The 4,885-nt window shown below is 52.6% G+C and carries 6 protein-coding genes; all 6 read left to right on the top strand.

Annotated features, from left to right (window positions below; all coding sequences use genetic code 11):
• The first annotated feature begins 384 nt into the window (after nucleotides 1–384).
• The 6 genes from ACFDR9_RS26940 (at nucleotide 385) to ACFDR9_RS26915 (ending at nucleotide 4,830) form a co-directional block, all read left to right on the top strand.
• Nucleotides 385–663, top strand: a complete 279-nt coding sequence (locus ACFDR9_RS26940; RefSeq protein WP_409032968.1) for a hypothetical protein — start codon at nucleotides 385–387, stop codon at nucleotides 661–663.
• An 8-nt stretch (nucleotides 664–671) separates the two neighbouring features.
• Nucleotides 672–1,397: a PoNe immunity protein domain-containing protein gene (locus ACFDR9_RS26935; protein WP_409032967.1), complete on the top strand. Its 726-nt coding sequence runs from the start codon at nucleotides 672–674 to the stop codon at nucleotides 1,395–1,397.
• A 46-nt stretch (nucleotides 1,398–1,443) separates the two neighbouring features.
• Nucleotides 1,444–2,577 (top strand): DUF2345 domain-containing protein, encoded by a 1,134-nt coding sequence (locus tag ACFDR9_RS26930; protein ID WP_409032966.1) that lies wholly within the window; start codon nucleotides 1,444–1,446, stop codon nucleotides 2,575–2,577.
• Between the two features lie 30 nt (nucleotides 2,578–2,607).
• The gene (locus ACFDR9_RS26925) at nucleotides 2,608–2,820 is read left to right on the top strand and encodes a hypothetical protein (RefSeq protein ID WP_409032965.1); all 213 of its coding nucleotides are present in this window, start codon (nucleotides 2,608–2,610) and stop codon (nucleotides 2,818–2,820) included.
• Complete coding sequence (locus ACFDR9_RS26920) at nucleotides 2,817–3,905, top strand: hypothetical protein (RefSeq protein WP_409032964.1); 1,089 nt, start codon at nucleotides 2,817–2,819, stop codon at nucleotides 3,903–3,905. The genes ACFDR9_RS26925 and ACFDR9_RS26920 overlap by 4 nt, the downstream gene beginning before the upstream one ends.
• Nucleotides 3,906–4,212: 307 nt before the next feature.
• Nucleotides 4,213–4,830 carry a hypothetical protein gene (locus tag ACFDR9_RS26915; protein WP_409032963.1) on the top strand — a complete coding sequence of 206 codons (618 nt, stop codon included), beginning with the start codon at nucleotides 4,213–4,215 and terminating at the stop codon, nucleotides 4,828–4,830.
• Nucleotides 4,831–4,885: the final 55 nt, after the last annotated feature.

Below are 4,885 nucleotides of genomic sequence, written 5' to 3'. Positions count from 1 at the left end.
GCTACGCAAGCAAGGCCATGGCATGCTTGAGGTTCTGCTCCGGGCCTTCAACGGTAATCCTATCCCGCTTGCCGCATAGCGGCTGAACAGTCACACGTAGCGAACGGTGGGCAATTGAGCAGGCAGGTCATGGAATCGCAAGGCGCGGTCGGTGGCGCCATGCGCGCAATAACTTTGCAGGGCAATGAAATGACGACGTAAAGCGCTACAGGACAGAAATTCGACTGCATCAATCATAAAAACCGCTTGGCGCAGCGATCAGCGGCGTGCGCGGACCCGCCGGCTGGGGCATTTTGCAAGTAGCTCAAAAAACATAAAAAATAAAAAAAACATAAAATTTAAATGATAATTAATTTTCCGAATAATATTTTACGCTAGTAGTCAATGAGAAATATACTTACAATCGAAGAATTTAGAAATCTTAAACGAGAAAATTTACTTGATTACAAATATTATGAGGCAGAGTTTTTTTTCTACAAAGAAGGGGATGACATACTTAAAGAAATTTTAAATTTGCCAAAAGAAAAACTAAAAAAAATTCCATTGTATAATTCCGCAGTGGCGGCGCAGGAAAGAGCCTGGGACGCATTAAACCAGTTGACTTTAGCCTATAGCGCTGGCCATGAGATAAGTGAGTTACGTGAATTTACCAGACGGTCTTAGAACGTTGGATGACGTATTCAGAACGTTATATCAAATACGACAACAGCGCGGAATCTGAGGGCGCCTATGTAGCGCTACTTCCTTTGCTTGGCGATGGTTACGAACAAGCGAATCGATTAGTATGCTTCACTATTTTATTAGGACACGAAAAACATCTTAAAAAATTAATGCCAATAATTGATTTTAAAAATCCTAAAAAAGATGGATTATTGGAGCGTCTTGTTTCCTTTTACGTTACTGATCGTGGAATGCCACCCGATGAATGTACTCGTCATCTCCCATATTTTAAAACACTAAAAATATTTTCCGCGGAAAAAGAGAAACGAGCGGAAATGATGGCAACATATCTGGAACAGTGGTACCACGCGAGTCGTCGCGAGGCGTACCATGACAGTCATGAACGGGGAATGAATTTTTTTGGATACTGGTCGTGGGAAGCCGCCGCCATCACCTACTTGCTAGACATTGACGACCGCAGCTTTCGCGACGCGCAATTCTATCCGAAGGACTTGGTGGATTTCGCCAGAAACATGCAGGCTGATCCGACCGCTTCAGGCACTGCGGCGCCGCCTGACGGGGAGCTTCGCGCGACTGCGGGTCAGTCGTGCCCCAAGGCGGGCCGGTGGGAAGCGCTTGATATTCCGCCGCAAGTAAAATCGTACCAACAAGACGAATTGATGCTCAATCTTGGTTCCGCGTACGGCTTAACGGTGTGGCGTTACATGGACGGTTGAAAGCCCATTTGGCCAGTCACGCCCGTCGCTGCGGCGCCACGCCAGGATGCACGGCGGCACCGACGAGCTGAACCTGCGCCACCAGAGCGACAACCAGCGCCAGGCCAAGGCCGGCTTCGGCGCCGAACTCAAAACCGAGCACAGCGCCGCGCTGCGCGCCGGCAAGGGCATGCTGCTCTCGAGCGACGCCCGCAACGGCGCCAGCGGCATCCAGCTCGACTCGAACGAGGCGCAGTCGCAGATCGAGCGCAGCCACGAACTGCAACTGAGCATGGCCGGCACCGCGCAAAAGCACAACGCCGGCATCAAGGACGACAAGGGCCAGGCCGAGCAGGCACCGGACACATTGCCGGCGATCGCCCAGATGGCCAACAGCGTGGAGGTGCTCAAGGGTAGGGACGGCGGCGGCGGGCAGACTCCGGTGACGGCCTACACGGCAGCGCAGTTGCAACTGTCGAGCCCGGCGGGCATCGCCGCGACCACGCCGGCGAACGCCATCCTCGCCGCCGGCAACACCGGCAGCGTCACCGCCGGGCAGGACATCAACTTCGCCGCGCAGGGCAACAGCTATTACCTGGTGAAGGCGGGCGTCAGCCTGTTCACCTACGGCAAGGCCGGCAACAAAGACAAGCCGAACCAGGAAACCGGCATCAAACTGCACGCGGCGACCGGCAAGGTCAGCAGCCAGAGCCAATCGGACAAGACCAGCATCACCGCCGACAAGGCCGTCACCGTGGCCAGCGTCACCCAGAGCGTCAACATCGCCGCGAAGCAGCACCTGCTGATGACGGCGCAAGGCGCCTATTTGAAGCTCGAGGGCGGCAATATCATGATTCACGGGCCGGGAAAGATGGATTTCAAGGCCAGTATGAAGGAGTTGACCGGGCCGGCCAGCAGCAGCCCGAAACTACCCTATTTGCCGAATCATGCCGACCTGAATAACTTCATCGAGTTGAATTACCGTTGGGATGACATGCAGCCGATGGTTGGAGCGCCGTACATGGTGAAGTTTGACAATGGCACGTCAATCGAAGGCAAGCTCGACGCCAAAGGCTTTGCGCGCCTAGAGAATACGCCAAATCGCCCCGCCACCGTGACCTACGGCGAGGATGAGCGCGATGTTGTGCCTAGACAGAAGCAGGAGCCGAACCAGCTTTTCGGCGTGGCGCCGCGCACCTAGGAGGAGGCCGAAGCCTTCCTCGAGAAGTACTTGGCGCAGGAAGCGGCCTATTACAAAGACAACTTTTTCCCCGACGAACTGGACGAGATGGCCGCCGAGCCGCTAGCGGACGGCGCTATCAGCGAACTCGACTATGATTTCCATTATGACGACTATAAATATGCCGACGAAGAAAGTCCTGAAGACCTGCAAGCGGAAAAAGACTACCGGCAACTGCATGACAGCGAAGGCGAGTCGTCATGAGTAACATTGGCGGTACGGCGGCGCACGGCGCGGCCGATGCGGCGGCGGCCGCGCGCATCTTGCGCCAGGCCGACGACGGCATCGGAGACTGGCTGGGCGGACTGGTGAGCGGCAAAGGCACGTCGCCGTCGCAAATCATCCTCACCGGCGTCCTCGGCTTAGTTCTCGGCCTGGGCCAGGCGATGGACGCGCGCGACCTCATTTTCGGCCTCATCTTGGTTGCCAAGTCGCCGGCATCGATAATAGGCTGGATCGAGCTGGTGATTACACTGATAGGCTGCGTGCCGGGTGCGGGCGACACGTTGAAGGTCAGCTTCAAACTGATGCAGCAGGGCCACAGTTTCGGCCGCGTCCTGGAAGCCGTCTCGCCCAAAGTGCGCGGCAATGTTGAAGCATATATGCGCAATATCAACTGGAAGAACCTCGCCGGCGAATGCAAGGGACTGCTCAACAAGACGTTCGCGGCGTTTATCGATGGCTTGGACAGTTGGGCCGTGAAGGCGCTTACCAGCCGCTCGCAGGTGAAGGAAGTCATCGGCGAACTAAAGAGCCTGCAACAGCGCGCGCCGAAAATGATCGACGAGATTTTCGCCGAACTCAAAAATTTGCATGCCAAAATGCTTGGGCATGAACTGCCGGGCACGACGGCTGCGCTTGCTGGCACCAGCGGTAAAGCGGCCAAGGTGGAAGCGCGGGAGGTTGTCACCGCAACCGCAACAAAACAGGCCCGCGCGCTGTCGAAAAAAGAAAAAAGGCTGCTGGCAAAGAAAAACCGAGATGTCAAAGAAAATCATGTGACGCCGAATGCGACGAAGGTCGACAAAAAAAGCTGCGCAAAAAAACAGAAACAGAAACAAGCAAGCGGTCATCGCCGAACACTTAACAGATTACTTTGTAAAAAAAGAAGCACGCAATTTTTAATAAAGTTAAATAACAACGGAAAACTCAAAGAAGAAAAAAGTGTCATGCACACCGGAATTGACCACTTGTGGGCCAACTCAACAGATATAGCAAAACCGTTTATCGTCGGCGATATCAAGTCAAGTATCTTCGATGCGTTCAAACTGATGGTGGCACTACCATGACACGGCGGTGCGGCGTGGTGTCAATCCGCCAGGGAAAAACAAACATGGCGAACCAACTGGACTACCAACTCAGATGACCCACGCTTGGATTTCATATGTTTTACCTGAAGAAAAACTAACGGCCCCTGGTCACCGATTAAGAAAATTAATTACTGAATATGAGGAAGAAGAGATAAATTGCCTATATCAACGTTGGATATCGTTGGTGACTGGCCGTAAATTAAGTAAACATAAAAATCAAACGGATCAACACATGACATTCAATTATTAATGATCTTCCCGACACAATTCTTATTAAGTAAATAAAATGAATAATATTTTTACATTAAAAGAGTTTTCAGAAAATAAGCGAGAGATAATTTTCGATTATTCGGTATACCTAGAATTGGTGCAAGACTTGGCGATGAGAATTCCTCGCGTCGGTAGAAATATGGAAAATCCAGTTTGGATGGCAGACAAAGACGCCGCGAAGTTAATGACAATGACGCGATCTCGGGCATGGAACTCGATTAATTTACTGACGATAAACTATTCAGCAGGAATCGATCTCCCTGCTCTGCAGTGTTTTTACCCGACCGTCTTGGCATACTGGGAAGAATATGCGAAATATGACAAAGCATACGATGCCACTCCGGAGGGCCTTCGTACTTACGTGGCTCATCTTCCGCTCTTGGGACATGGCTTTGATCAAGCCAACCGTTTAGTCTGCCTCGGCATTCTTCTCGGCTGGGGCCATTTATTGTCCCGTCTGGTGCCAATTATCGACTATCACAACCCGCGGCGAGACGGTATGCTGGAACGGTTGTTCGCCTTCTATATGGACGGTCGCGGCGCGCCGCCGGACGAGTGCACGCGTCACTTGCCGTATTTCAAGACACTCAAGATATTTGGTGACTGTTCAGCCGCTATGCGGCAAGCGGGATAGGATTACCGTTGAAGGCCCGGAGCAGAACCTCAAGCATGCCATGGCCTTGCTTGCG

The sequence above is a fragment of the Janthinobacterium sp. CG_23.3 genome (genome assembly GCF_046115965.1).
In the GTDB taxonomy this organism is placed as follows: Bacteria; Pseudomonadota; Gammaproteobacteria; order Burkholderiales; family Burkholderiaceae_D; genus Janthinobacterium.
The sequence above is the reverse complement of the archived record's forward strand: the minus strand, read 5'-3'. Positions and strand labels throughout refer to the sequence as shown.

What these genes read in the sequence shown, in the direction of transcription:
- ACFDR9_RS26930 (WP_409032966.1), top strand. Translation starts at nt 1,444, where the DNA reads ATGCACGGCGGCACCGACGAGCTGAACCTGCGCCACCAGAGCGACAAC.
- ACFDR9_RS26915 (WP_409032963.1), top strand. Translation starts at nt 4,213, where the DNA reads ATGAATAATATTTTTACATTAAAAGAGTTTTCAGAAAATAAGCGAGAG.
- ACFDR9_RS26940 (WP_409032968.1), top strand. Translation starts at nt 385, where the DNA reads ATGAGAAATATACTTACAATCGAAGAATTTAGAAATCTTAAACGAGAA.
- ACFDR9_RS26935 (WP_409032967.1), top strand. Translation starts at nt 672, where the DNA reads ATGACGTATTCAGAACGTTATATCAAATACGACAACAGCGCGGAATCT.
- ACFDR9_RS26920 (WP_409032964.1), top strand. Translation starts at nt 2,817, where the DNA reads ATGAGTAACATTGGCGGTACGGCGGCGCACGGCGCGGCCGATGCGGCG.